Here is a 24,494-nt window from a genome sequence, read left to right as displayed (position 1 = left end):
AAGAAGCCGGGGGCGGGGTTTACGTGTCTGGTGGCTTTTCCGGGCCGGGAGTCGGAGACTCCCCTCCATTGGGCGACACGAGTCACGCGCTGCGCGCGCCAGACTCGCGCCAGCAGGGGCCAGTGACGGGCGGGGCGCCAGTGAGGCGGACTCGCGCCAGCGGGGGCGCTTCGTGCGAAAGCGTGGGCAAATCTTCGTAACCTGCGCCCCTGATTCCGCTTCTGCATGGCCCTGACCTCTACCCCACCCAATTCTGCCCCGCCCAAAACCACCGGCCTGTTCAGCGCCGTCGTCGTCGTGGCCGCCCTCGGCTACTTCGTTGATATCTACGACCTGATTCTGTTCAGCATCGTGCGGGTGGAAAGCCTGACCGACCTCGGCGTCCGCGGCGCCGCCCTCACCAGCCAGGGGCTGTACCTGATCAACATGCAGATGTGGGGCATGCTGCTCGGCGGCATCCTCTGGGGCGTGCTCGGCGACAAGCGCGGGCGGCTGTCGGTGCTGTTCGGCTCGATTCTGCTGTATTCGCTGGCCAACATTGCCAACGGCTTCGTGCAAAGCATCGACCAGTACGCCTGGCTGCGGCTGATTGCCGGCGTCGGGCTGGCCGGGGAGCTGGGCGCGGGCATCACGCTGGTGGCCGAGTCGCTGCCCAAGGAAAAGCGCGGCTACGGCACCATGATCGTGGCCACAGTGGGCGTATCGGGCGCCATGCTGGCCTATTGGGTGGGCGAGGCGCTGGGCTGGCGCAACGCCTATTTCGTGGGCGGCGGGCTGGGTCTGGCGTTGCTGCTGCTGCGGGTGGGCGTGTTCGAGTCGGGCATGTTCGAGCAGGCCAAGCAGCACGGGGTGGACCGCGGCAACTTCTTTGCCCTGTTTACCAACGGCCCGCGGCTGCTGAAGTACCTCAAGTGCCTGCTCATCGGCGTGCCGCTGTGGTTCGTGGTGGGCATTCTGATTACGCTGGCGCCCGAGTTTGGCCGCGCCCTGGGCGTGCAGGGCGAGGTATCGGCCGGGCTGGCGGTGTTCTGGTGCTACTTCGGTCTGGTGTTCGGCGACTTTGCCAGCGGGGCGCTCAGCCAGCTGCTGCGCAGCCGCAAGCGGGCCCTGCAGCTGTTTCTGCTGATGTGCGGCACCGTCGTGGCCGCTTACCTGTTTCTGCAGCGCGGTGCCTCGCCCGAGGGGTTTTACCGGATGTGCTTCGTGCTGGGCATTTCGGTGGGCTTCTGGGCCTTGTTCGTGACGGTGGCGGCCGAGCAGTTTGGCACCAACCTGCGGGCCACCGTGGCCACCACGGCGCCCAACTTTGCCCGCGGCTCGGTGGTGGCGCTGGTGCCCATTTTTCAGGCCACCGCCGCCGCCCTCGGCTCGGCCCAGGCGCCCGACCTGATAGCCAGCGGGGCCGTGGTGGGCGGCGTGTCGCTGCTGATTGCCTTCTGGGCCATCAGCACCCTACCCGAAACCCACGGCAAAGACCTCGACTACGTCGAGGTATCCTGACGGTATTCCCGGGGCCTGCGGGGAACTGCCGGCTGCCCCACCGCGTATTTTACCTGAACGCTGTATCCCCCTTCCCTCATGAACCAGCTATTTCGTCCCATACTGCTGCTCGGCGGCTTTTGCCTGTTTGCCGCGGGAGCCGTGGCCCAGGTGCCGCCGCCCCCGCCGTCGGCTACTTCCCCCTCCACCCCGCAAACGCCGCCGCCCAACCAGCCCTCGGCCATGCCGCAGGTGAGCGGGCCGGTGCAAAACGCCTCGCAGGCCAGCAAGGAGCGCGACAAGGCCCAGGAAAACCTGGCCCGGGAGCGGGAACGGGCCGCCCGCGACGAAGAGCGTAACCGCAAGCGTGGTCAGAACTAACCCCGGCCTGCCGCTGCCCCACGTTTACTTTTCGCTGACCCGCTCTCCGCATGGCCGAAGCCCGCTTCACCCGTAAATACCACGCGCCGCACCACTTTGTAGCTGTGCCGGCCGCCCTTATCATGGCGCTTTATACAGGCCGCCGCTACTGGGCCGTGGCCGGCAACGGCTCCGACGACTCCCGGGTGTGGTTCTGCCTGCTGGCGTTGTCGGTGCTGCTGCTCATCAGCCTGGTGATGCTGCGCCAGCATTACGCCCTCACCCTGCAGGACCGCCTGGCGCGGCTGGAAGTGCGGCAGCGCTACTTCGAGCTGACCGGCCAACGCTTTCAGCCGCTGGAGCAGCAACTGAGCCTGGGCCAGGTATTGTCGCTGCGCTTCGCCGCCGATGCGGAGCTGCCGGCCCTGGCGGCGGCCACCGTGGCCGAAAAGCTGACCCCGGCCGATATTCGCGCCCGAATCCAGAATTTCCAACCCGACCCGATGCGGGTCTGATGGCGAACTGGTGAAATGATGAACTGGTGAGTGTCGTTCCGCTTGCGCAAGCTGCGCGGTTCACCCCACCAGAACATCAAGCTCACCAGTTCACCAGCTCACCAGTTCACCAATGATTCTTTACAACATCACCAGCAGCGTCGACCCGGAAGTGGCCGAGGAATGGGTGGCCTTCATGCGCGACAAGCACATTCCCGACATCATGGCCACGGGCTTTTTCGTCAGGAGCCAGCTGCTGCGCCTGCTCAACGAAGAAGAAGACGGCTGCACCTACGCCGCGCAGTTCTACTGCCTCAGCACCGAGCAGCTCGACGATTACCAGCAGGCCGCGGCCCCCGGCCTGCGCGCCGACCTGGAAACCCGCTTTCCGGGCCAGTACGTGTCGTTTCGCACCGTGCTGGAGGTTATCGAATAACCCCGGCGTTGTCAGCCGCGGCCTCACCGCCGGCGGCTGGCGGCGGTGCCTCAAGCGTCATCCTGCGCCGCGGGCGGGGGATGACGCTTTGCGTTGGGGGCGGCTCTACCGGCCTTACCGGGCCACCGCCGCTTCCACGGCCGGGTCGCAGGCGTAGGCCTGCAGGTCGGCGGCGGTGAGGTTGCCGTTGTGCCACTCGGGGTCGAGGTTGGCCCCGATGCGCTTGTAGAAGCCGATGGCCGGCTCGTTCCACGCCAGCACCTGCCACTTCAGGCGGTGGGCGCCGGTGCGCCGGGCCTCGGCCACCACCGCGTCGAACAGCTTGCGGCCGATGCCGGTGCCGCGGGCGGCTTCGGTCACCACCAGGTCTTCGAGGTAGAGCATGCGGCCCTTCCAGGTGGAGTAGGCGGTATAGAACAGGGCAATGCCCAGAATGCCCTGCTCCACGGTTTCGGCCACGAAAAAGCCGAAGATGGGTGCGGGCCCGAACCCGTCGCGGCGCATGTCGGCCAGGGTGTTGGTGACTTCCTCGGGCGCGCGCTCGTAAACGGCCAGCTCCACAATCAGCTCGTGGACGCGGGGCAGGTCGGCTTCGGTGCCGCGGCGGATGCGCAGGGTGGCGGGAGCAGGCATAGGGCAAAGGGGAAATGGTAGTCGCAAAGCTACGCGCCGGCCGCCGCTCGGTTGCGCCCGGCACCGCCGGCGCCGCACGTCAGCCCCGGGCCCAACGGCTTGCCCACGCGGGCATCGGCACAAACAGAATGCCCGGCTTTCCGAAGAAAACCGGGCATTGCGGGCTCGTAAGGCCAGGCCGCAGCCTACATCACCGGCTGCATCTTCTTGATGGTAGTGGTGGCGTTGACGGCGCTGATTTCCTGGGCGGCCTGCTCGGCGGCCACGGCGGCCGAATCCTTGCCGGCAGCGGTCGGGGGCAGGGCGGGCAGCTCGGCGGCGGCCATCTGGTCTTTCTTCTCGAAGTCGGGGTTGCTGCAGGCCGATACCGACAGCAGGGCGCCGGCCGCAAAGCCGAGCAGGAGCAGGTTTTTCATATCAGAAATGGAAAATGTCGAGTCAGGGCGCCGGAACGCGGCTGCGAAGATACAACCGCAACGTGAACTGACTTCGCTTACGCTGACTTTCAGTGAACTGATGCGGCGGCAGCCGGCTGCGGAGCGGTTTCGGCGCCCCGCAGCCGGCTGGCCACCGGTGTTATTTCAGGTTGCCGTACGGGCTCACGCCCATGTTGTAGTAGGCGAAGCTCCACACGTCGGTCCACTCGTCGATGAGCAGCTTGGTGCTCTTGCCCGCCCCGTGCCCGGCATTCACGTCGATGCGGATCAGCTGGGGGTTGGGGCCGGCGTTGGCCTGCTGCAGGGCGGCGGCAAACTTAAACGAGTGCGCGGGCACCACCCGGTCGTCGTGGTCGGCGGTGGTAATCAGGGTGGCGGGGTAGCTGGTGCCGGCTTTCAGGTTGTGCAGCGGGGAGAATTTCACCAGGTTCTGAAACTGCTGGTAGTTGTCGGCGGTGCCGTACTCGGGCACCCAGTTCCAGCCGATGGTGAACTTCTGGTAGCGTAGCATATCCATCACGCCCACGGCCGGGAAGGCCACTTTGCAGATATCCGGGCGCTGCGTCATGGTGGCGCCGACGAGCAGGCCGCCGTTGGAGCCGCCGGCCACGGCCAAGCGCTCGGTGCTGGTGTAGCCTTGCACCTTCAGGTAGTCGGCAGCGGCGTAGAAGTCGTCGAACACGTTCTGCTTATTCGGGGTCATGCCGGCTTTGTGCCAAGCCTCGCCGTACTCGCCGCCGCCGCGCAGGTTCGGAATAGCCAGCACGCCGCCGTTTTCCAGCCAGAGCATGCGCGCCACCGAGAAGGCCGGCGTCAGGCTCACGTTAAAGCCGCCGTAGGCGTAGAGGTAAGCCGGGTTCTGCCCGTTGAGCTTCAGGCCCTTTTTGTGGGTGATGAACATCGGGATTTTGGTCCCGTCCTTAGAAGCGTAAAACACCTGGGTGGTCACGTAGTCGTCGGGCTTCACGTCCACTTTAGGCGCGCGCCATACCGTGCTCTGCCCGCCGGCCAGGTCGTAGCGGTAGATGGTGGTGGGGTAGGTGAACGAGGTGAAGGCGTAGTACACGGCCTTGGAATCCTTGCGTCCGCCGAAGCCCGAGGCCGTGCCGATGGCCGGCAGCTCCACGTCGCGCAGTGCCTTGCCGGCTTCGTCGTACACCCGGATCAGCGAGCTGGCGTCCTTCAGGTAAGTGGCCACCAGCCGGCCGCCCACCTGGTCGATGCCCTCGAGCTTGTTCTCGGTTTCGGGCAGCAAATCCTTCCAGGCCGTGGGCTCGGGGTGCTTCGGGTCGATGGCGAGGATGCGGTAGCGCGGGGCCTTGTAGTTGGTGTACACCAGCAGCCGGCCGCCCACGTTGCCCACCACGTTCAGGTCCGATTCGTAGTCCTGGCCCAGCGTCACCCACTTGCCGGCCTGTTTGGCGTCGGTCAGGTCGCGCACGGCCAGCTTGTTGCCGTCCGACTTACCGTCGGTGAGGTAGATGACCAGGAACCGCTCGTCCTCCGTGACGGAGGCAATACGGAAGCCCAGGGCCATCTGCTTGTTTTCGTACACCAGCTTATCGGCCGCCTGCGCGGTACCGATTTTGTGGAAGTACACCTTGTGGTACTCGTTTTTGCCGGCCAGCTTGTTTTCGCCGGCCTTGGGCGCGTCGTAGCCGCTGTAGTAGAAGCCGTCCCGGGTCCAGGCCACGCCCGACACTTTCACCCAGTTGACTTCGTCCTTGAGCGGCTGGCGCGTCTTCAGGTCGAGCAACTTGATGGTCTGCCAGTCGGAGCCGCCGCCGGAGGTGGTGTAAGCCAGGTAGCGGTGGTCGTTGGAGAAGTAGGTGCCGCTCAGGGCGGTGGTGCCGTCGGCCGAGAACTTGTTCGGGTCGAGCAGCACGTCGCCGTCGCCCGGCTCGTCGGGGCGCTTCACGTAGAGCACGGCCTGGTTTTGCAGACCGTCGTTTTTCTGGTAGTAGAGGAAGTCGCCCTCCTGCTGGGGCACGCCGTACCGCTCGTAGTTCCAGATCTGGGTGAGCCGCTCCCGAATCCGGTCCCGGTACGGAATCTGGCCGAGGTAGCCGAAGGTCACGTTGTTTTCGGCCGTCACCCAGGCCTTGGTTTCGGGTGCGTCGGGGTTTTCCAGCCAGCGGTAGGGGTCGGCAATGGCGGTGCCGTGGTAGTCGTCGGTCTGCGGGCCTTGGGCGGCCTTGGGGTAGTCCAGCGCGGCGGCTTTGGGCGCCGACTTGGGCGTTGCGTTTTCGGTCACGGGTTTCTCGGTTATCAGCTGCTGCGAGGGGTTCAGCTGCTTGCTCGGGCCGCAGGCGGCCAGCAGCAGCAGCGAGGCGCTCAGCAGGGGTCGGGGGTTGGTCATGGCGCGGAAAGGGAGGAATACGGGAAGCGGCAAAATACGGCGGTTTGGGGGCGCGCTACCGCGCCCGCACCGTTTCCGTGGCCACCTTCCCGATTTTGGGAATGATCTGAATCAGGAAGCGCTTGTTGTCGCCCTCGCGCCGGCCCGCGTAGCGCCCGGTGCCGAAAAAGCCGCTGCCGCCAATGATCAGCTCCACGGTACGGTCCTGGCCGAAGCGCAGGCCGTTCTGCTGCCAGAAGTTCGAGAGGTTGAGGGCCCGGCGGTAGCTGAGCTGGTAGGTGCTCTGCTCCTCGCGCTGGTTGCGCGGGTCGCCCTGGGGGTAGCGGGCGGCCATGCCCTCCACGATGACGAGGTAGCGCACCGGCAGGGTCGTCTGGATGGCGCGCAGACGCTCCTGCAGCAGGCGGCCGGCGCGCAGCAGGGCGGGCTTGTACTGCTCCTGAATCTCGTCGCGCCCGGCCTTGAACTGCACGTCCACGCGCAACTCGTACCGCTCGTTCTGCGGGTCGTAGCGAAAATAGTCGCCCTCCAGCCGCCGGAGCGACTCGCGGATGCGCTGAATCTGCTCCAGCTCCTGGGCTTTCACCTTCAGCTCGCCCAACAGCCGCTTCTGGCTTTCCTCCCGGTCCCGAAACAGCTTGAAGCTGTACACGAACAACACCAGCATGATAATGAACAGGCTGGTCATCAGGTCCACGTAGCTGGGCCAGAAGAAGTCGGAGCGTTGCTGGTCGTCGGAACTGGGCATGTTTGCTGCGTATGCTTAGAAAAGCGGCTTTAAGCCGTCGTCTTCCGTCATTAATGAGAGACCCCACAACATAAAAAGTGGAATCAGAGCAATTGCGAGAAATAGAGTCCATCTAGCCACAACCCAGGCCCACGTCGGATATACTGCTTTGTATATAAGTACACGGTAAGCAGTAAGTACTACCAGCAGGTAGATTGTGGCAGCTACCATGCATTCCACTATCAAAGGCATCGGCATCACAATATCCTACTCCTGCTCCTTCACCCCGCCGAACAGCTTGTCCATGCCGCGCTGCCAGCGGTTTTTGGCGGTGGCCACGCGCAGAATCCTGTTCATCATGGTCAGCTGCTCCAGCAGCTTGGCGTCCACCTGCCCGTCCAGCTCGATCTTGCGCAGCAGCTCCCGCTGGGTGGCCGACACGTCGCGGGCCAGGGCTTCCTGGTTGGTTTTCACGTCCTTGAGAGGGTCGAGCTGGCGCATGATGCGCTCAAAGGCGTTGTCCTGATTGAGCTTCTGGAAGTACTCGCCCCACTTCTCGTAGGCGCGCTGGGCGTCGCGCTCGTGGTGCTCGAGGCGGCGGCGCATCAGCTCCGTCAGGTGCAACGCGGCTTCGTCGAAGTACTGCTCCGAGCGGGCCGCGATGTTGCTCATTTCCGTCTGGTGGCGCTGGAAGAAGTCGAGCTGGCGCTGAATTACGTTGTCGTGCTGGCCGATGTACTGACCCAGGTTGTTGATGCCGCGCTCGAAGCCCGTGAGGCGGTCCAGGATGCCGCCCACCACGCGCCCCGACTCGGCGCCCTTGTCGAGCATCTGGTTGAGCTGCTGCTGGTAGGCCGTGAACTGCCCGAACAGCTCGGCCGACTCGCGCACCTTCTCGAACACGGCCAGGTTGGCCTGGGCCATGCGGTCGAAGCCGATTTCCTCCAGCTTCACCAGAAAGTCGCGCTGCACGCGGATGTTCTCGGTGATGGTGTTCAGGATGGGCTCGAACAGCGTGACCTTGCCCACGAAATCCTGGTTGAACGCGTCGAGCACGCCCTTCAGGGTGCTCAGGCTGGCCGACATGTCGTTGTGCAGGATGGGCAGCAGCCGGGCCTGCAGGAAGGTGAAGTACTGGTTCTGGCGGTAGTCGCGCTGCTGGCGGGCGTTGCGCAGCAGGGTGTTGCCCATCAGGGTGAGCAGCAGGCCCATAAACGAGCCGACCATGGCAATGAGCACGCCGGTCAGAAAGGGTGTGAGCGAGGTATCGTCGGTCACGCCGCGGCGGGCAATGCTGACCAGGCCCAGAATCACGCCCAGAAAGGTACCGAGCAGGCCCAGGTACAGGGGCGTGGCCACGTTGGCCTGCACCGCCGACTCGGGCCCCTGCCCCTGCCGGGCGGCAATGTCCTTGAGGATGTTGAAATCGGCCGCGGCGCCCTTGTTGTGGCGCAGGTAGGCGTTGGTGTCTACCACGATTTCGCGGAAATCGGCCGACACCTCGTCGGTGCGGATGATGTCCACGGCGTAGGCGTCGGCCGGGGCGTCGGCGGCGTAGTCGGGCAGATCCACCGTGCCATCGGGCGTGACGAGGCGGCGCTCCACCCGCAGCGTGTCCTTGGGCGGGTACAGCGCCGCCAGCCGGGCCACCTCGGTGCGCGTGCGCAGAAACGTGCGAATCTGCAGGCCCACGATGATGGCCACCACGGCGACTTCGAGGATTATTTCGAGCATAAGGGAGAGTCAGTGAAAGAGGCCGCTCATCCTAATCAGAAGCCGGCCACATAAGAACGTCATGCTGAGCCCCGCGAAGCATCCCTACCGAACGGTTTCGTCCGAACGAAGCGGTAGAGATGCTTCGACAAGCTCAGCATGACGGCCAAGCGGACCATGTGCCCGCTCAGGATGCCAGACAAAGTACGCTACTCAAACCGAATGGCAGCTTTCTGCTCGATCTGCCAGGCCGGGCCCACCTTGCGCAGCTGCCCCGGCTCCTCGGTGATGATGCGGATGGCCGGCCCGGTCGGCGGCTGGTAGCGGCAGGCCTCGCGCAGGGAGTATTGGGCGCTTTGGATGGCGTAGGGGTGCACCTGCGGGTCGGGGTTGATGCGGAACGAGGCCACGTCGGGCCGCTGCGGGTCGGGCGTGATTTCGTAGATGCTGTCGTGCTGGGCCACGGTGTGCAGGTCGTAGTCGGAGAAGCCCCCGTTGACGGGCACCTTCACGTAGAACTTGCCCAGCGGCATGGGCTCGGGCTGGTGCGGCACGGCAGGCGCGGGCGCCGCCGGTACGGGCGCCGGGGCCACGGGCTGCGGCAGCTGCACCGGCGGCACCAGCGAATCAAACTCGTCTGCCGCCGCAGCCGGGGGCAGCCCGGCCGGAACAGCGACGGACGGCGCGGGCACTTCCGAGACGGGCGGCACCGGGGCCTGAGCCACGGGCGGCACGGCGGGCGCCGGGCGCGGTGCCGGGGCGGCCGGGGGCGCGAGCGGGGCTTTGCGCACGTCGGGGGCCGGCGCGGCGGGTTTGGCGGGCATGGCCGGGGCGGTTTCGGCGGCGGCGCGGCCGTGGGGCTGCTGCCCGGCCAGGCGCTGCTGCACCATCCGCTCCACCAGCTCCTCGATCTGCTTGCGCTGGCTGAAGGTCAGCTCGGCCGCCACCGTTTCGGGCCCCATGCCGCGGCTGCCGTTGTGCTTCATCGAGTCCAGCTCGTTGCGGTGGCGCGAGGCCCGGTTCTTCAGTTCGTCGATGTGGTTGCGCAGCACCCGCCGCTCCAGAAACCAGAGCACCAGGCTCAGCAAAGACAGAATCAGCGCGATGGGGCCGAACAGCCTGGTCATTGGGCTTTCGGCGGAGGCCGTTTGCGCGGGCACCGTTGCGGCCGTTTCAGTATCGCCCGCCTCGGCGGCGGTCAGGCTTTCCGGAGTTTCGGTGGCCGTGCTGTCGTAGGCAGCTTCGGCCGCCTCGGCATTCACCTGCCCGATGTCGCCGGGAATGGGCGTGCCCTGCTCCACGTAGCCCGTCAGGGCCGCCTGCAGGCGGTTGAGCTGGGCCATGCGGGCCGGGTCTTTACGCCGCTGGGGCGAGCCGCCGAGCTTGGTGATGATTTCCTTGGCCAGCCGCTGCAGCCGTGACTGATCCGAGCCCAGGCCCTTGTACATCACGCCCTTGCCTTCCAGCGGCTGGTACACCAGCGAATACACCCGCTGGCTGTCGGCCCGGATGCTGCTTTCGAAGGCTTTCAGCGTGCCGTCGCAGCGCAGAGTATTGTTCAGGTTGGAACGGCCGTTGTCGTTGTAGACGTAGCGCACGGTGGCGCACCAGATCTGCACCTTTTTCTCTTCCAGCGTGGCCTGGCCGGGCGTGGTCTGGGCCTGGGTGGCGGTGGCGGAAAGAAGCAGGCCCGTCAGCAGGGCAGTGAGGCGGGGGGAAATCCTCATGGAATCAAAGTTTGGAAAAGTCACTCGCATCAGCCTTGCGAAAGTGACGAGGTTCTGAGAGAGCGGTGTCGGTGGTCAGTTGCCGTAAACTTTGGTAGCATGTTTGACGGTCGAAAGGCCCCTGCACTAGCTCTGCTGCTTTGAAAGCATCATCTGGATGCACGGAAACAAGGTAGTATTCTCGCTCTACCTGAACGCTCTGGCGGGTCACTACAACTGTTCCCGTTTCAGCAATAATGAAACGGTTATTGAACCGGGCCGACAGTAACTGGTGCGGCAATAGCCGCTCACCGAAACTACCCGGCTTGAATTCATAGCAAAGCTCGGCTTCGCGCCATTCGTCTTCTCCCCACCTTGGCCCCTGCCCTACTACGTAGTAGCGCCCGGTTATCTGCTCTGCATCGAAATCGTCGCCGATAAAACAGGCGGATAGGAATACTGGCAGCAGCAAGAACAACTTGAGCTTCATAAGCTGGCGCACGTTGTGGGTGGTAGCGCCCAGTTGTACTTCGCGCATCGTTGCGGATGCCCGGACGACACAGTTCAACGACACGCGAAGTACAACTTCGCGCTACTAGCCCTGCAGCAAATCCCGGCCGAGGTTGAACAAAGACTGCTTCAGCGGCAGGAAAAACAGCGTTTCGGGCATGGTTTCCTCCGAGCCGAGGGTGCGCTCCAGCTGGTGCAAACCCAGGTTCAGGCTGTCTTCCACCTCGCGCTGCATGAAGTCCAGCACGCGGGCCCGGTCGATGTCCACGCCGACTTCGCGCATGAGCGGGGCCACGTCGTCGTTGACGAGCACCAGCTCCAGGAACTTGCGCATGTTGTCGAGCACGGCCGTGCGCATGTCGGCGTCCACGCCGCGGGCTTTCAGGCGCAGGCCACCGATTTCGGGGCCGGCTTCGGAGCCGAGCAGGCGGATGTTCTTGATGCTGTCCACGTCGGGCACCGACTGGCTTTCCTCGAACAAGACGCCGCCGTTGGTGGTGGCTTCCTTGGGGTTGTCGGCCAGAATGACGCGGAAGTTCTGCGGCGGCTCCACGCCGGTTACGGCTTTGAGCACGGCCTTGGAAATCCGCTCGATGGCGCCCATGCTGCTGCCGCCCGCCAGCAGGCGCAGGTACAGGCTGCCCTTGCCCGAGAAGCACAGGTAGCGCGGCAGCTTCAGGCCCAAGTGCTGGGTGAGCTGGCCTACGTGGTAGATAATGCTGGTGTAGTGCAGGTAGAAGAGCACCCGCAGCTGCCGGCCCTTGCCCAGCGCCAGGCTCTGCGAGAAGCGCAGGGCCTCGTCGTAGAGGAAGAGCAGCGACGTCACGTCGGCCGAGCCGAAGTCGTTGTTGCTGAGCGCGGCGCGCAGGTAGCCCTTGAACTCCTGGTTTTGCTCCGAGTCGGGCAGGCTTTCCACGTGGCCCACGCCGAGGCGCAGCAGGCCGTTTTGCTTGGGCGCGCCCTGCACGCGGGCGTACCCGTCGCCCCACAAATCGTTGCCGGCGAAGCGGAACGACGAACTGTAGGCCGGGCGCGAGTCGGCAAACACCAGCAGGTCGGTGGTGCCGCCGCCGATGTCGATGTTGACCACGTTTTCATCCCGGCTCGGCACGACCTGGTTCGTGGCCGTGAGGTAGTAGTACGGCGCCACCGATTCGGTCAGCGTCAGCGTCTCGCGGCGGGTGCGGAACACCTGCTGGAAGGCTTGGTCCCACTTGTCCTTGAACTGGTTGCGCAGGAAAGCGTCGAAGCTCAGCGGGGCAAACCACACCACGCGGGTGTCTTCCATGATGCCGCCGTTCAGGGCCGTTTTGTGCTTGAGCAGCAGCATCACCTCCCGGAAGAAGGCCTCGATGCGCGTCACGCCGCTGGGGTCCAGCTCGGCCGACCATTTCAGGTTGGTCACGAAGCGGTTCTGGGGCAGCTCGGCGGTGTTTTCGGTGTTGATGCTGAAGCCGATGTTGATGTTGCCCAGCACCCGGGCCGGCTCGTTGGGGAAGGTGCTGGTTTCACAAACCGCCGTGCGTACCGGGAAGGCGTAGGCCGCCCCGCCCTCGCCCACGAAGGAGGGCACGAACTCGCGGTTTTGGAGCTCGGCAATCTGGGCCCACAGCTGCTGGGCGCCCTGGCGGTAGCGCTGGAAGGGCGAAAGGCCCAGGTCGGGCAGCGGGGCGTGCAGCCAGATAACCTGCTGGTCCAGCTCGCCGATGCTGAGCGGGCGCGGGTGGCTGCTTGGCCCGTCGGAGTAGGCAATGTGGGTGTTGGTGGTGCCGAAGTCGACGGCGAAGGTGAAGCGGCGGGTGCCGCGGTCCAGCTCCTTCCAGCGCGGCACCATAAGCCCGCGGGCCGGTGGCAGGCCGGGGCCGGCCGGGCACACCAGCTCGGCCACGTCGAAGTGCGTGCCGGTGACTTCGTAGTAGGTACTGCCGGCGGTGTTGATGCTCTTGCGGGTGCGCTCGTAGCGGGTGGCGCGGCGGGCGGCACCCTGGTCGGTAATCCGCTCCCCGCCCACGAAGAACTCCACCGCGTACTGCTTCTGCAGCTGGGCCGGGCCGTTGTCGGCGTCGACGAGCATCACCTTGTATAGGTCGTTGTACTCGGGCTGCTGGCGGAACTTGTAGAACGGAAACACGCCCAGCCCCACGTTGGCCCGCACGATGCGGCCCTTCTCGGGAATCTCGCGGCCCAGCTCGTCCTTGGGGTTCTGCGGGTTGGTGTAGTAGCTGCGCTCCAGCGTAATAAAGCGCCCCTGCTGCACCGGCACCTTCAAGCTCACGCGCACGTGGTTCAGGTCGATGGTGAAGTGCAGCAGCTCGGCCAGGTCGTGCTCGGTGAAGTACTCGAAGAAGGCCGGCTGCAGGGGCAGCAGGTACGGAAAGCGCGCCCGCCCCTGCGAATCAGCCCCGTACTGGAACGTCACGCGGCCGGTGTGGTAGCGCTCCGAGTTCAGCTCGTAGGGCAGCTCCACCAGCGAATCGGCCAGCAGGTCACCCACGGTCAGGTACGGGTACTTGAAGCCCTTGCCCGGCAGCACGCGGCTGCTCATCGGCTGCTCGTCCACGTAGGGCACGGTGGTGCGGTCGTCCCAGGGCTGCCCGTTCAAGTAGTTCACGCCGCCCATGGCCAGGTTGGGGCGCAGCACCAGCGGCTTCACCACGCCGGGCGCCAGGTCGCGGGTGGGCTGGATGAACAGGTCCGAAGACATGACGGCGGTCTGGTCGGCGCGGCCGGGCAGCGGGATATTGCGCACGTAGGCCGGATTGCCCTGCGCGTCGGTCAGGCCGGGGTAGCGGGTGCTGAACTGCTGCGCGTTCCGGTCGCCGGTCAGCTGCATCTGGCTGATGCGGTTGCGGTCGAGCACGGCAAAAACTCGGTGGGCGAAGTTGCGGTCCTGCAGGCGCGGGAAGGTCAGGAACAGCTCGTAGACGAAGTCCTGAAACTGCGGGTCGCGCTGCTCCAGGCCCACGTACTGCTGGTCGAAGTAGCGGCCCCCGGCGCGGGGGCGCTCCACGTCGAGCACCGGCACGGCGGGGGCGGTAAACAGCAGCGTCAGCGGCGAGGTGCCGCCCAGCAGGCGCGGCCCGCCCGCCAAGCCCGGCGACTCGTAAAACACCAGGTACAGATCGGGCGTCTCGCGGAACCGCTCGTCCTGCCAGAACAGGCGCAGGGTCTCGCCCAGCAGGCGGGTGTTGGGGTCCTGCTGCATGCGGCCCAGCTCGGCCTCGGCGTTCCAGCGGCGCAGCGTGATGCGGCGGCCGGCCTGGGAGTAGAGGTGGTGGTTGTAGAGCAGTTCCAGCAAGTCCCAGTAGTGCGACACCAGCTCGTGGTACACCGAGTTGGGGTTGCGCGAGCCTTCCCGGGCCACGAAGTCAAACGCGGTTTCGAAGAGGTGCATCCGCGCGAAGGGCGTCGGGATGGACACCGCCAGGTTGCGCGTGCGGCCGCCCGTGGGGTCGGTGATGGTGTTGATTTCGGTGCTCGTGAGCGGACCGGTCTGTTGCCAGCCCTGGATTTGCTGCGAGCCGCTGTTGTGCAGGCGAAGGACTTTGGGCATGCGAAGGAGGAAGTCGGTTTAGAAGAACGAACTCCCCTCCTCAGATGAGGAGGGGTGCCCGAAGGGCGGGGTAGTTGACAATCGTTGAACGATTATCGGTGGGCATCAGGACCAAAGGCCGTCGTAGTCGGAGGCCGTCATGCTGAGCTTGTCGAAGCATCTCTACCGCTTCGTTGCTGCTTTAATTCAGGCCAAGCCCCGCAGTATGTCGACTCGGTTTTTGGGTGCATCTGGAGCGAAAAAGGCCGGAATGGTATTCGCATGTCTTCTGGGTCGGCTCAAAAATTCAACGGGCCACTCTGTTAGTCTTTGCGCTTTGATATGAGCAAACTGACCAGGCTCCGGCTCATCGATATACTCCTCTTGAACGATAAGCGCTAGTGGCTGCTCCGCTCCAAGAGTTGCTTCTGAGAATTCTAGCGCCTCTCCATATGTCTCAAAGACATAATAGTAGTCGTTGCCATCCTCAGTGTCAGGGGCTCCGTCATGCGGATGACACCAGACACGATATTCCAGCACATCATCCCAAACATATCCACCGCCTCCTGAAACAAGGGCTGGATAAGTCCCGATCAGGCTTGCGTCTTTAACGTTTGGATATTCTGCCATTACAAAGCGTTTGGGTCGCGGGCCGTTTTTATAGCTCAACGAAGCGGTAGAGATGCTTCGACAAGCTCAGCATGACGTTCTTTTATCAGACGAGCGTCAGGCTCCCCCTCTCCTTTTCGGAGAGGGGGCCGGGGGGTGAGGCGCTACACCACCTTCACCTTATCCTTGAATGCCTCATCCGTCACGTCATACATCAGCGTGATGAGCTTGCGGAAGTTGTCGGCGTCCTGCACCTTCTTTTCGCGGGTGTTCAGCGCGTCGAGCAGGTAGTTGCGGCTGATGCCTTTGCTGAAGAAGCCCGTTTCAATCGGCTTGCCCTGGATCATCAGGTTGAAGTCGTCGGTGTTCAGGTCGAAGGGGCGGAAGGAGCGGCGGTTCTGGCTCAGCTCGGTCAGCCAGGCGTCCACGCCGAAGTCGGGGCTGTGCAGAAACTGCTCCAGCTGCCGGAAGATGGGCTCGTTTTTCTGCGCGTACTGCAGGTTCAGGTTCTTGGCGTAGGGCGCCTCGTCGGTGCCCATGTGCTGCTTGTGGTAGCGCGAGAAGTACAGCAGCTGCGTCAGGTGCTGGGCCACCTGCTCCTTGGTTTCGGTGGGCAGGTGCTGAAACTGCACGTCGGGCGTGTCCGTCTCCAGGCCGAATTCGTGGAACAGCGGGCCGTTGTTCGAGCGGATGTCGGCGGCCGAGTAGCTCATGAAATCCACGATGCTCAGCGCGGCCAGCAGCTCGATGATGTGGGCCTTGTTGCGCTGCCCGGTGCCGCCCGGCTGGTTGTCGTAGGGCGTGTCGGGCGTGTCGGCCAGGTAGTAGAGCGCGTCGAGGCCCTGCAGGTGGTTTTCGTAGTAGCCGAGGGCCGCCTTGGTCTTCGTCAGGAAGTTGTTGGAGTCGATGACCTGGTTGTCCTCGCTCTGCAGGGCGAAGTAGGGCATCACCGTCACGGCCCCGGTGAGGGCGTCGCGCAGGTAGCGGGCATTCGAGAGGCGCGTATTGGGGTCCTTCAGGTTCTTGAGCAGCAGCGGGAAGCCCGAGGCGCCGGTGCCGCCGAAGATGCTGCTGATGAAGAACACCCGGTCGTCCTGCTGGAAGTTGTCGGCGAAAAACCGCATTTCCGGCGACTCCACGATGCGGTTCAGCACCACCGAGCCCACGTTGGGCGAGCCGCGGAAGCCGATGGTCAGCGGGCTTTCCAGGTTATCCTGGGTAAACAGCGCCTCCACCAAGGCCTTCGATTCCACCGGCAGGTTGTTGTAGCCCAGGTAGTCGCGGAAGGAGCGGTTGATGCCGCCGAAATCGAACACGAAAGTGTCCTTCACCGAGCCGTTCACGTCCTGGCTGATGGAGGAGAGCGTGCTGATATCGGTTTTGAAGAAGCCCTCCTCGCGCGGCCCCATCCGCTTATGAATCTGCTGGTAGGTTTGCAGCAGCTGCACGGTGCGGTTCATGTCCGCGTTCTGCGCGTCTGGGTCGATGATGATGGGCACCACCTGCTGGCAGTTGGGCAGGTCGACGCCCGCGGCCAGCAGCATCGTGAGGGAGCGGACCACCCGGGAGCCGGTGCCGCCGATGCCGAAAAGAAAGAGTTTAGCCATTGCGTTCTGTGTTGGGAGCGGCAAGCTGCTTAGTCGCCAAAAATCTGGGCCACGAAGACCAGCACCGCGCCGATGCCTCTAACGAGGTAATAAACCGGTTCGACCAATTCCAGCAGCCCACTTACACCTTCCAGCCAGCCGCTGCGCGCAAAGCGCGTGGGGCCGGGGCGTTCCGAAGTCCGGGGGACGGGGCCGCGGGAGCGGCTGCTAAAACGGCGTGGTGCTGGCATTGACGGACAGCTTGCGGAAAATCAGGGAGAAGAGGAAAAAGAACAGGGCCGCGTACAGGGCATTCAGCAACGCCAGCCAGTACACGTAGGAGTGCGACACCACGTTCTGCCCGTTCACCTGGGCCAGCACAATGACGAAGGCAATGATGACATTCAGCACCAGCATGATGGCCCAGTGGCTGGGCCGGCTGAAGGTGGCTACGCGCATCCAGCGGTTGATGACCAGGTAAAACAGCACCAGCAGGACCAGCGTGATGCCCAGGTTCAGCAGGCCGATGTTGGGGAAGATAACCTCGCGGTACACGGGCACTTCGGAGGAGGGCTGCGGTGAGCCAATGACTTCGTAGAGGGCGCGGAAAAAGCCTTTCATGGAGGAGGGTGGAGTGCTTAGAGCAGGAGTAGTAGAACGGAGAAGTACGAAACGAAGCCGAAAACCGAGCCGAGCGGTGGGGGCTACCGGCACTCAATTCTACGTTCTCTAATCGGGTTGTACGGTCAGCGGCACGCGCAGTACATCGGCAGCATTCGTGCCAGCCTGCCGGCCGGCCAGCAGCTTTTGCAGGCCGTCGAGCTGCCGGCTGAGGGCAAAGGTCTGAGGGCCAGGGCGGCTGTCGTCGGTGGTCGTCCACTTTTCCACCCAAGCGGGGCGGGCGGCGGGTAAGGCCAGCGTCAGCGCCTGCTGGCTGCGGGGCTTGCCGGTCACGCGCACCGTCACAAAGTGCGTATAGGACGCTTCGGGGCCGCCGCTGCGCTTGGTGGCTTCGGTAGCGGCGGCCACTTTCAGCACCTTGGCTTCGGTGGTATTGCCGCGCAGGGCCAGGTTTTTCTGCAGGTAGGCCGGCGTCTGAAACAGCTCGGGCAGCTGGTTCAGGTCCAGCCCGACCACGAACTCAACCGGCTCCTGGGCCGAGGCGTCCTCGATGGCCACCGCGTGGCCGGAGGCGCCGGCCTGCTTGCCCGCGTCGGCCACAAACCAGCTGCCCTTGCGCCCGTAGCGGCTGAGCACCGCGCTGGGCACTTCCAGCGCCGGCAAGCCAAAGTGCGCCTGTTCGCCCGGCAGGCCCTTCATCAGGGAGGCATCGAACTGCCCAACCAGCGCGGCCGGGCCCAGCACCCACATGTAGTAGGGCACGGGCTCGGGGCAGCAGTTGGGCACTTTGCCCACGCGGCCCTTCAAAGCCGGGTAGTAGGTGCCGCGGAAGTCGGAGGTGAAGGCGTAGACCGACACGGCCAGGTCTTTGCGGCTGCGGGCCAGCGCGTCGGCAATGTCGGTGTTGATGTAGGGCACGTCGCCGGCGCGCTCGGGCGAGTAGATGAAGTCGGAGATAATGACGCTGACGGCCCCGTCCTGGAGGTAGCGGTTGGCCACCGTGTCGAGAATGGCCGGAATGCTGGTGCTGCGGGCCGGCTGGCTGATGCCGCGGCGCACGGTTTCGCTCAGGGACTTATAGGAGTCGGTCAGGGGCCGGTCGGCAATGCGGAAGTAGCGGCGCTGCTCCACGCGGGCGTCGCGCTCCAGGCCCGACAGCCACTCCGATACCTGCTGCTGAAACTGCGTGGTGCGGCCATCGGCGCCGGCGGTGGGCATGAAGCCCTGCATGGAGCCGGAAACTTCCAGAAACACGTTGACCTGCGGAAAGCCGGCCGCCGCGGGAGCCGGCGCTTTGGCGGCGGGCTGGCGCGCTTCGGTGGGCGCGGTCGGCGCGGGTTTTTCGGTTTGGGCGGGTGTTTCCGCCTGTTGCTCCTGCTGGATATCGGAGCGGGAATAGCAGCCGGCCAGCAGCAGGGCCGCGGCCGGCAGGGTGTGGCGGACGAAGAAGGGAATGCGCATCGGTCCGAACATACGCACCGCCACGCGGCGGCGCAAAGCAGCGTACTGCTGAGGCGGGAAAGAGGTTGTGCTTTGGAACGAGCGAATCACGAGAAAATTTTATTTCCCGGCGAGTCTTCCCAGAATGAAACAACGATTGGAAACAGCCAGCGCATATTTTCTGCCGCAATAACCCAGCAAAATGATAAAACACCCTTTTATTTACCAATCCAACTACCGAGCCCTTGCGTACACCTTGCTTCACCCCCTTGGGCTGTACTCCACCGATATGATTTACACCGTCAGTGATTTTGTGTGCGTGCAGCACGACTGGGACCGGGGCGTGCTGCGCCACCGCTGGAATGGCGTCGAACGGTTTGCCGGGCTGAGCTTGTTTCAGAGCGTGCACGAGTCGTTGCTGGAGCTGGCCCAGCAGTACCACGCCACCTGCTGGTTGGTGGAACTGAGCGCGGCCCCGCTGGCGGTGGAAGACCAGCTGTGGCTGGAGGAAACCTGGATTCCGGCCCTGGCCGACACCGACGTGCGCCGCATTGCCGTCGTGGCCGACGACCCCTACAACCTGATGGTGCTCGAAGGCCTGCTGCCGGTGGGCCACTCGCTGCAGCGCATCCTGCAGTTCTTCGCCGACCCCATGACCGCCCTCGAATGGCTTACCGGCTCCGACGCCGTGGCCGGGCAGCTGCAGCAGGAATGGGAAGCCAGCGTGGAGCCCGGCATGTTGTCGCCGTGAAACAACGGCTGCCCGCGGAGCGGCACCGGCAGTCATTGCGAGCCAAGCGCGGCAGCCGCAGGAAGACGTAGTCAATCGTTCCTCGCGCGGTACGACGACTCGATACCTACAAACCGAAAAAGCATTAGCCCGAACACGGCCCCGCCCGAAACCTGCAGACGCCAGGTTCGGGCGGGGCCGTGTTCGGTTTCTGCCGGGGGTGGCGGCGTGCCGCGCGAGCAAGGATTGACGCCGCTTGGTGCGCGGAACGTCCTTCGTCCTCGCAATGCCAGCGCGGGGCTACCGCTGCTCGGCTTAGGACTTAGCTGCCCGTCACGGTGTAGTCGATTTCGGTGTTGTCGCCGATGTTCAGGCTGTGGTTCAGGCCGCGGAAGGAGGCGTCGGAACCCACGATGCAGTCGTGCATGACGGCGGAGCGCAGCTCGGAGTAGGCGCCGATGATGCTGTTGCTCAGGATGGTATTCTGAATGATGGTCCGCTCGCCAATGGCCACGTTCGGGCCGATGATGCTGTTGCTGATGGCGCAGTCGCGGGCGATGCTGACGGGCGGGATGATGACCGTGTTCGGGAAGGAGTACTCCTCGGCGGGCTGCAGGTGCTCGGGGCGGTTGAGCAGGCGGGCGTTGGCTTCGAGCAGGGTGTCCTTGCGGCCGCAGTCAAACCAGCTGTCGACCACCCAGGTGGTCATTTCGGCGCCCTGCTCGATCATGAGCATCAGGGCATCGGTGAGGTAGAACTCGTGGTGGGTGCGGCGGTCTTCCTCGATGATGCGCTCCAGGGCCGCGGCCAGCCAGGCGGGGTTGTCGATGCGGTAGAGGCCGACGAGGGCGTAGTTGGACTTCGGAATGCGCGGCTTCTCCACGGCCTTGGTCACGCGGCCGCCGGGGCCGGTTTCCACCACCCCGAAGGCCGAGGGCGTCTTCACTTCCTTCACGGCCAGCACGGTGCCCTGGCGGTTGATGATTTCGCGCAAATCCACGTCGACGATGGTGTCGCCGAGCTGAATGAGGATGGGCTCCGGCTCGTGCTGAAACTTCTCGCGGGCCAGCCACAGCGCGTGGCCGATGCCCTCGCGCGGCTCCTGCACCACGAAATCGACGCGCAGCTGGGGGTAGCAGCGGCGCACGTAGCGCTCCACCTTCTCGCCGAGGTAGCCGACGATGAACACGAAATCCTGAATGCCCGCGGCCACCAGCCGGTCGATGATGTGGCCCAGAATGGGCGTGCCCGCCACCGGCACCAGCGACTTGGGCTGGGTGTGGGTGTGCGGCCGCAAACGCGACCCGATGCCCGCGACGGGGATAATGGCTTTCATGGGGGTGGATGAGTAGATGAGTAGATGAGAGGGCGAGTGGATGGGTAGTGACCGGATCAGATTATCCCGTCAGCTACTCATCGGCTCATCAACTCATCACAAAACCGGCGCTGCAAAATACGGATTCGCGGCCGGAGCGCGCAGATATAACCGCCGGGCTATGAATCCGTACTTTGCAGCGCCGGTCCGGGCGTATAAACCGCCAGCCCGGCATTTGTTCCCGAACCCCGACCTTCTCTCTTCCACATCCCCATTTACTCCAAACAACCCATGAAACGCCTCCTCCTCTACTTCGCCGGCCTGGTTGTGCTGCTCTCGCAGTCGTCGTGCGGCTACAACACCATGGTCGAGCTGGACCAGAAAGTGAAAGGCCAGTGGGCCAACGTGCAGAACAGCTACCAGCGCCGCTCCGACCTGATTCCGAACCTGGTGAATACGGTGAAGGGCGCCGCCAACTTCGAAAAGTCGACGCTGACGCAGGTCATTGAGGCCCGCGCCAAGGCTACCAGCGTGCAGCTCTCGGCCGACCAGCTGACGCCCGAGAACATCAAGAAATTCCAGGAGGCCCAGAGCCAGGTATCGGCCGGGCTGGGCCGGCTGCTGGCCGTATCCGAAAACTACCCCGACCTGAAGGCCAACGCCAACTTCCAGGAGCTGCAGGCCCAGATCGAGGGCACCGAAAACCGCATCAACGTGGAGCGCCAGAAATTTAACGAGGCCACCAACGAGTACAACACCTACGTGCGCTCCTTCCCCAACAACCTGTTTGCGGGCATGTTCGGCTTCGCCCAGAAGCCCTACTTCGAAGCCGATGCCTCGGCCCAGAAAGCCCCGACGGTCAATTTTGAGTAATTCCGGGTTGTCAGTTGTCAGTTGTCAGTTGTCGGTTGTCAGCCTCCCCCTGCTCTGAACGGCCCTGACAACTGACAACTTTCCACTGACAACTACTTCCCACCCTATGATTTCCCCCCTGACGCCCCAGCAGGAAGCCGACCTCGTGGCTGCCATTCAGCAGGCCGAGCTGGCTACTTCGGGCGAAATCCGCGTTCATTTGGAAGAAGAATGCCCCACGCCCGAGCCCATGGACCGGGCTGCGCAGGTCTTCAGCCAGCTGGGCATGCACAAGACGGCCCAGCGCAACGGCGTGCTCTTTTACGTGGCGTGGTCGTCGCGGCAGTTTGCCGTCATCGGCGACGCGGCCATCAACGCGGCCGTGCCCGACGACTTCTGGGAGCGAACCAAGGAGCTGGTGCTCGACGCGTTTCGCCGCCAGCAGTACGTGCTGGGCCTGCAGCAGGGCATTCAGCTGGCCGGTGAGCAGCTGCGCCGCTACTTCCCCTACAACGCCGACACCGACCAGAACGAACTGGACGACACCATCTCCTACGGCGCCCCCAAGCCGCCGCGGCCATGACGCACCGCCTTCTCTCCTCCCCTTTTCGGCCCGCAGCGCTGCTGACGTGGCTGTTGGCCTGCGCCCTGCTGCTGACGACGCTCCTGGCCGCGGCCCAGCAAGTACCGCCGCGCCCTTCGCCCCCGCGCCTCGTCAACGACCTGGCCGACCTGCTCACGCCCGAGCAGGAGCAAGCCCTGGAGCAAAAGCTGGTGGCTTACAACGACAGCACTTCCTCGCAGTTTGCGGTGGTGACGGTCCCGAACCTCGGCGGCGACGAAATTGCCAACTACGCCCAGCGCCTTTTCGAGAGCTGGGGCATCGGGCAGAAAGACAAGAACAACGGCCTGCTCATCCTGGTGGCCCGCGACGAGCGGAAGGTGAACATCCACACCGGCTACGGCCTGGAAGGCGCCATTCCCGACGCGCTGGCCAAGCGCATCATCTCCAACGTGATGGTGCCCGCCTTTAAGGCCGAGCGCTACTACGACGGCATCGACGGGGCCGCAGACCGCCTCTTCGCCCTGGCCGCCGGCGAGTACAAAGCCGAGCCCCGCGCCACCTCCGACGACTACGGCAACGACAGCGGCGGCCACAGCTGGACGTTCTGGGTGGTCATCGGGCTGCTGGTGCTCTTCCTGATCCTGCGCAGCCGCGGCGGCGGCGGCGGGCGCGGCGGACGCCGCAGCGGCGGCTTCGGCGGCGGCTTCTTCCCGCCCATCATCCTCGGCGGGGGCGGGTTTGGCGGCGGGGGCTTCGGGGGCGGCGGTTTCGGCGGCGGGGGCGGCGGCGGGTTTGGCGGCTTCGGCGGCGGCTCTTCCGGCGGCGGCGGCGCCTCCGGCAACTGGTAAGCGGTGAGGTGGGGAGTTTTGCTATTGCACTACATTCTTCTTACACGCTACCCTCTCATTCTAACCGAACGGCCCCGGCAACGATGTTGCCGGGGCCGTTCGGTTAGAACGGGCACTCAACCCTTCGGTAGTCGGCCCACAGTAACCGTAGCCATTTGGCCGTCATGCGGGGTTTGTCGAAGCATGACTGTTCTAGAGTTTTCAGATACCGCCTGCTTGACACCGCTGGTCTAATGGTCGCTCTGCACCCCGGCTTTCACCGCCAGCGGCAGGTGGTTTTCGGGCGGCGGCACCGGGCAGGAATACTGGGTGCTGTAGGCGCAGAAGGGGTTGTAGGCCTGGTTGAAATCGAGACGCATGGTGTCGCCCGGGGGCACGCGCAGGTCGAGGTAGCGGCCACCGCCGTAGCTGCCGCGGCCGTTGGTGAGGTCGGTGAAGGGCAGCAGCAGGTAGTCCTCGAAGCCGGGCTTCTGCTTCAGGTCCAGGCTTTCGTACACCGTCAGCTTCAGCGCCCGGCCCTGCAGCCGGAAGTGCAACTCTCCGAACTTGCGGTACAGGGGCTGCCGCGGCGTGGTGGTTTTCATGGCAAACGGCTGGGCCTTGGCGTCGCGCACCAGGTAGGCCGGCACGTAGTAGGTGTAGTCGACGGGGTAAAACGGCAGACCCTGAAAGGCCGCCTGCGCCGTGGCCGCCAACGGGGAGCGGGCCGGGTCGCGGTACTCGGCGTTCAGCTCGGCCTGAAACGCGGCTACGGTCTGCTGATGCGCGGCGGGGCTGAGGCGCGGGGGCGTCGGCTGGGCAGCGGCCGGCAGGGCAATGCTCAGCATCCCGGCGGCCCCCACTGCCGGGAGTAGGGCTTTCATCATCCGCCAAAGGTAGCGCGCCTACTCCCCTTCCGGCTGCACCTGCTGGTACACCGGCAGCGCGTAGAACGGCCGCAGCAGGCGAATCACGTCCAGGGCGTCGGCCACGGCTTCGTGGGCCACGGTCTGATCCTCGAACCGGGCCCGGGCCTTGCAGATGCTCATGGTCGGCAGCCTTGAGTCCTTGCGCCAGTTCAGGTAGAACGCGGCCGGATCGAGCAGGGCGGGCTCGGCGCGCACCAGCGTGCCCCAGCCGGGCAGCTGGCGCAGAAACAGCAGGTCGAACGAGCCAATGTTCTTGCCAGCCAGCGTCACCGCCACCCGGTCCTTCTTATCCGGTTTGAAGCCTTGCGTCAGCAGCCAGGCGCGCAGCTGGGGCAGCAGATCGACGACGGTGCAGATGTCGGGCTGGTCGGCGGGGGCATCGGCCAGCTCCTGCAGCAGGCGCGCGTTCAGGGCCAGCGCCCCGGCCGTACCGATGTACTCCGCGTGCCGCACCGCCCGCCGAAACGTGGGCAGCTGCTCCAGGGGCCGGAGCCGCTTGGTATCTTCCACCACGGCGGCCAGCTCGATAATCTGGTGCCGTTCGGGCTGATTGCCGGTCATTTCAAGGTCCAGGGAAACGTAGCGCATAAGCCTTAGCCTACGAGCGTTGGGCCCGGGTGTTGGCAGCGACGTT

The 24,494-nt window shown here is 64.7% G+C and carries 23 protein-coding genes; 8 read left to right on the top strand and 15 right to left on the bottom strand.

The window, feature by feature from the left end; genetic code table 11:
- The first annotated feature begins 225 nt into the window (after nucleotides 1–225).
- The 4 genes from DLM85_RS18895 to DLM85_RS18880 all read left to right on the top strand — a co-directional run bounded on the left by DLM85_RS18895 (nucleotide 226) and on the right by DLM85_RS18880 (nucleotide 2,769).
- Nucleotides 226–1,500, top strand: a complete 1,275-nt coding sequence (locus DLM85_RS18895) for an MFS transporter (RefSeq protein WP_111479738.1) — start codon at nucleotides 226–228, stop codon at nucleotides 1,498–1,500.
- Nucleotides 1,501–1,578: 78 nt separating this feature from the next.
- Nucleotides 1,579–1,860, top strand: a complete 282-nt coding sequence (locus tag DLM85_RS18890) for a hypothetical protein (RefSeq protein WP_111479737.1) — start codon at nucleotides 1,579–1,581, stop codon at nucleotides 1,858–1,860.
- A gap of 50 nt (nucleotides 1,861–1,910) precedes the next feature.
- Nucleotides 1,911–2,354: a DUF6526 family protein gene (locus DLM85_RS18885; protein ID WP_111479736.1), complete on the top strand. Its 444-nt coding sequence runs from the start codon at nucleotides 1,911–1,913 to the stop codon at nucleotides 2,352–2,354.
- Between the two features lie 112 nt (nucleotides 2,355–2,466).
- Nucleotides 2,467–2,769 carry a DUF4286 family protein gene (locus DLM85_RS18880; protein WP_111479735.1) on the top strand — a complete coding sequence of 101 codons (303 nt, stop codon included), beginning with the start codon at nucleotides 2,467–2,469 and terminating at the stop codon, nucleotides 2,767–2,769.
- Between the two features lie 114 nt (nucleotides 2,770–2,883).
- On the opposite strand, the gene DLM85_RS18875 is transcribed toward DLM85_RS18880, so the two are convergent.
- From DLM85_RS18875 to DLM85_RS18820, 12 genes are all read right to left on the bottom strand, one after another.
- Nucleotides 2,884–3,402: a GNAT family N-acetyltransferase gene (locus tag DLM85_RS18875; protein ID WP_165822210.1), complete on the bottom strand. Its 519-nt coding sequence runs from the start codon at nucleotides 3,400–3,402 to the stop codon at nucleotides 2,884–2,886.
- A gap of 185 nt (nucleotides 3,403–3,587) precedes the next feature.
- Nucleotides 3,588–3,818, bottom strand: a complete 231-nt coding sequence (locus DLM85_RS18870) for a hypothetical protein (RefSeq protein WP_111479734.1) — start codon at nucleotides 3,816–3,818, stop codon at nucleotides 3,588–3,590.
- Between the two features lie 160 nt (nucleotides 3,819–3,978).
- Complete coding sequence (locus DLM85_RS18865) at nucleotides 3,979–6,198, bottom strand: prolyl oligopeptidase family serine peptidase (RefSeq protein WP_111479733.1); 2,220 nt, start codon at nucleotides 6,196–6,198, stop codon at nucleotides 3,979–3,981.
- Between the two features lie 55 nt (nucleotides 6,199–6,253).
- The gene (locus DLM85_RS18860; RefSeq protein ID WP_111479732.1) at nucleotides 6,254–6,946 is read right to left on the bottom strand and encodes a hypothetical protein; all 693 of its coding nucleotides are present in this window, start codon (nucleotides 6,944–6,946) and stop codon (nucleotides 6,254–6,256) included.
- Nucleotides 6,947–7,192: 246 nt separating this feature from the next.
- Nucleotides 7,193–8,659: a hypothetical protein gene (locus DLM85_RS18855; protein ID WP_111479731.1), complete on the bottom strand. Its 1,467-nt coding sequence runs from the start codon at nucleotides 8,657–8,659 to the stop codon at nucleotides 7,193–7,195.
- A gap of 188 nt (nucleotides 8,660–8,847) precedes the next feature.
- On the bottom strand, nucleotides 8,848–10,365 hold the full coding sequence (locus DLM85_RS18850) for a hypothetical protein (RefSeq protein ID WP_111479730.1): 1,518 nt from the start codon (nucleotides 10,363–10,365) through the stop codon (nucleotides 8,848–8,850).
- A 4-nt stretch (nucleotides 10,366–10,369) separates the two neighbouring features.
- The gene (locus DLM85_RS18845) at nucleotides 10,370–10,882 is read right to left on the bottom strand and encodes a hypothetical protein (protein ID WP_111479729.1); all 513 of its coding nucleotides are present in this window, start codon (nucleotides 10,880–10,882) and stop codon (nucleotides 10,370–10,372) included.
- A 57-nt stretch (nucleotides 10,883–10,939) separates the two neighbouring features.
- The gene (locus DLM85_RS18840) at nucleotides 10,940–14,407 is read right to left on the bottom strand and encodes an acetate and sugar kinases/Hsc70/actin family protein (RefSeq protein ID WP_111479728.1); all 3,468 of its coding nucleotides are present in this window, start codon (nucleotides 14,405–14,407) and stop codon (nucleotides 10,940–10,942) included.
- 186 nt (nucleotides 14,408–14,593) lie between these two features.
- Nucleotides 14,594–15,055: a hypothetical protein gene (locus tag DLM85_RS18835; RefSeq protein ID WP_207891062.1), complete on the bottom strand. Its 462-nt coding sequence runs from the start codon at nucleotides 15,053–15,055 to the stop codon at nucleotides 14,594–14,596.
- Nucleotides 15,056–15,159: 104 nt separating this feature from the next.
- On the bottom strand, nucleotides 15,160–16,602 hold the full coding sequence (locus DLM85_RS18830) for an FtsZ/tubulin family protein (RefSeq protein WP_111479726.1): 1,443 nt from the start codon (nucleotides 16,600–16,602) through the stop codon (nucleotides 15,160–15,162).
- Between the two features lie 207 nt (nucleotides 16,603–16,809).
- Entirely contained in the window at nucleotides 16,810–17,202 is a 393-nt protein-coding gene (locus DLM85_RS18825; protein ID WP_111479725.1) for a hypothetical protein, read from the bottom strand.
- A 108-nt stretch (nucleotides 17,203–17,310) separates the two neighbouring features.
- Nucleotides 17,311–18,663, bottom strand: coding sequence for a hypothetical protein (locus DLM85_RS18820; RefSeq protein WP_111479724.1), 1,353 nt, complete (start codon nucleotides 18,661–18,663; stop codon nucleotides 17,311–17,313).
- Between the two features lie 235 nt (nucleotides 18,664–18,898).
- Between DLM85_RS18820 and DLM85_RS18815 the strand changes: the two genes are divergently transcribed.
- A complete protein-coding gene (locus tag DLM85_RS18815; RefSeq protein ID WP_133257145.1) occupies nucleotides 18,899–19,393 on the top strand; it encodes a hypothetical protein in 495 nt (164 codons plus the stop codon).
- A 301-nt stretch (nucleotides 19,394–19,694) separates the two neighbouring features.
- On the opposite strand, the gene DLM85_RS18810 is transcribed toward DLM85_RS18815, so the two are convergent.
- The gene (locus DLM85_RS18810; RefSeq protein WP_111479722.1) at nucleotides 19,695–20,708 is read right to left on the bottom strand and encodes a sugar phosphate nucleotidyltransferase; all 1,014 of its coding nucleotides are present in this window, start codon (nucleotides 20,706–20,708) and stop codon (nucleotides 19,695–19,697) included.
- Between the two features lie 270 nt (nucleotides 20,709–20,978).
- Here DLM85_RS18810 and DLM85_RS18805 point away from each other — a divergent pair, with 270 nt between their 5' ends.
- The 3 genes from DLM85_RS18805 to DLM85_RS18795 all read left to right on the top strand — a co-directional run bounded on the left by DLM85_RS18805 (nucleotide 20,979) and on the right by DLM85_RS18795 (nucleotide 22,952).
- The gene (locus DLM85_RS18805) at nucleotides 20,979–21,560 is read left to right on the top strand and encodes a LemA family protein (RefSeq protein WP_111479721.1); all 582 of its coding nucleotides are present in this window, start codon (nucleotides 20,979–20,981) and stop codon (nucleotides 21,558–21,560) included.
- Nucleotides 21,561–21,666: 106 nt separating this feature from the next.
- Nucleotides 21,667–22,122, top strand: coding sequence for a TPM domain-containing protein (locus DLM85_RS18800; protein WP_207891061.1), 456 nt, complete (start codon nucleotides 21,667–21,669; stop codon nucleotides 22,120–22,122).
- Entirely contained in the window at nucleotides 22,119–22,952 is an 834-nt protein-coding gene (locus tag DLM85_RS18795) for a TPM domain-containing protein (RefSeq protein ID WP_111479720.1), read from the top strand. The genes DLM85_RS18800 and DLM85_RS18795 overlap by 4 nt, the downstream gene beginning before the upstream one ends.
- Nucleotides 22,953–23,182: 230 nt before the next feature.
- Here DLM85_RS18795 and DLM85_RS18790 read toward each other — a convergent pair whose 3' ends face one another.
- Together DLM85_RS18790 and DLM85_RS18785 are read right to left on the bottom strand one after the other, a co-directional pair.
- Nucleotides 23,183–23,815, bottom strand: coding sequence for a DUF1684 domain-containing protein (locus DLM85_RS18790; RefSeq protein ID WP_165822209.1), 633 nt, complete (start codon nucleotides 23,813–23,815; stop codon nucleotides 23,183–23,185).
- A gap of 21 nt (nucleotides 23,816–23,836) precedes the next feature.
- The gene (locus DLM85_RS18785) at nucleotides 23,837–24,448 is read right to left on the bottom strand and encodes an exonuclease domain-containing protein (RefSeq protein ID WP_111479718.1); all 612 of its coding nucleotides are present in this window, start codon (nucleotides 24,446–24,448) and stop codon (nucleotides 23,837–23,839) included.
- Nucleotides 24,449–24,494: the final 46 nt, after the last annotated feature.

Source organism: Hymenobacter edaphi (assembly GCF_003258365.1).
Lineage (GTDB): Bacteria > Bacteroidota > Bacteroidia > Cytophagales > Hymenobacteraceae > Solirubrum > Solirubrum edaphi.
This window is presented reverse-complemented; position numbering and strand designations above follow the sequence as displayed.

Excerpts from the sequence above, each read along its gene's own strand:
- DLM85_RS18895 (WP_111479738.1), top strand. The coding sequence starts at position 226 with ATGGCCCTGACCTCTACCCCACCCAATTCTGCCCCGCCCAAAACCACC.
- DLM85_RS18890 (WP_111479737.1), top strand. The coding sequence starts at position 1,579 with ATGAACCAGCTATTTCGTCCCATACTGCTGCTCGGCGGCTTTTGCCTG.
- DLM85_RS18885 (WP_111479736.1), top strand. The coding sequence starts at position 1,911 with ATGGCCGAAGCCCGCTTCACCCGTAAATACCACGCGCCGCACCACTTT.
- DLM85_RS18880 (WP_111479735.1), top strand. The coding sequence starts at position 2,467 with ATGATTCTTTACAACATCACCAGCAGCGTCGACCCGGAAGTGGCCGAG.
- DLM85_RS18875 (WP_165822210.1), bottom strand. The coding sequence starts at position 3,402 with ATGCCTGCTCCCGCCACCCTGCGCATCCGCCGCGGCACCGAAGCCGAC.
- DLM85_RS18870 (WP_111479734.1), bottom strand. The coding sequence starts at position 3,818 with ATGAAAAACCTGCTCCTGCTCGGCTTTGCGGCCGGCGCCCTGCTGTCG.
- DLM85_RS18865 (WP_111479733.1), bottom strand. The coding sequence starts at position 6,198 with ATGACCAACCCCCGACCCCTGCTGAGCGCCTCGCTGCTGCTGCTGGCC.
- DLM85_RS18860 (WP_111479732.1), bottom strand. The coding sequence starts at position 6,946 with ATGCCCAGTTCCGACGACCAGCAACGCTCCGACTTCTTCTGGCCCAGC.
- DLM85_RS18855 (WP_111479731.1), bottom strand. The coding sequence starts at position 8,659 with ATGCTCGAAATAATCCTCGAAGTCGCCGTGGTGGCCATCATCGTGGGC.
- DLM85_RS18850 (WP_111479730.1), bottom strand. The coding sequence starts at position 10,365 with ATGAGGATTTCCCCCCGCCTCACTGCCCTGCTGACGGGCCTGCTTCTT.
- DLM85_RS18845 (WP_111479729.1), bottom strand. The coding sequence starts at position 10,882 with ATGCGCGAAGTACAACTGGGCGCTACCACCCACAACGTGCGCCAGCTT.
- DLM85_RS18840 (WP_111479728.1), bottom strand. The coding sequence starts at position 14,407 with ATGCCCAAAGTCCTTCGCCTGCACAACAGCGGCTCGCAGCAAATCCAG.
- DLM85_RS18830 (WP_111479726.1), bottom strand. The coding sequence starts at position 16,602 with ATGGCTAAACTCTTTCTTTTCGGCATCGGCGGCACCGGCTCCCGGGTG.
- DLM85_RS18825 (WP_111479725.1), bottom strand. The coding sequence starts at position 17,202 with ATGAAAGGCTTTTTCCGCGCCCTCTACGAAGTCATTGGCTCACCGCAG.
- DLM85_RS18820 (WP_111479724.1), bottom strand. The coding sequence starts at position 18,663 with ATGCGCATTCCCTTCTTCGTCCGCCACACCCTGCCGGCCGCGGCCCTG.
- DLM85_RS18810 (WP_111479722.1), bottom strand. The coding sequence starts at position 20,708 with ATGAAAGCCATTATCCCCGTCGCGGGCATCGGGTCGCGTTTGCGGCCG.
- DLM85_RS18805 (WP_111479721.1), top strand. The coding sequence starts at position 20,979 with ATGAAACGCCTCCTCCTCTACTTCGCCGGCCTGGTTGTGCTGCTCTCG.
- DLM85_RS18800 (WP_207891061.1), top strand. The coding sequence starts at position 21,667 with ATGATTTCCCCCCTGACGCCCCAGCAGGAAGCCGACCTCGTGGCTGCC.
- DLM85_RS18795 (WP_111479720.1), top strand. The coding sequence starts at position 22,119 with ATGACGCACCGCCTTCTCTCCTCCCCTTTTCGGCCCGCAGCGCTGCTG.
- DLM85_RS18790 (WP_165822209.1), bottom strand. The coding sequence starts at position 23,815 with ATGAAAGCCCTACTCCCGGCAGTGGGGGCCGCCGGGATGCTGAGCATT.
- DLM85_RS18785 (WP_111479718.1), bottom strand. The coding sequence starts at position 24,448 with ATGCGCTACGTTTCCCTGGACCTTGAAATGACCGGCAATCAGCCCGAA.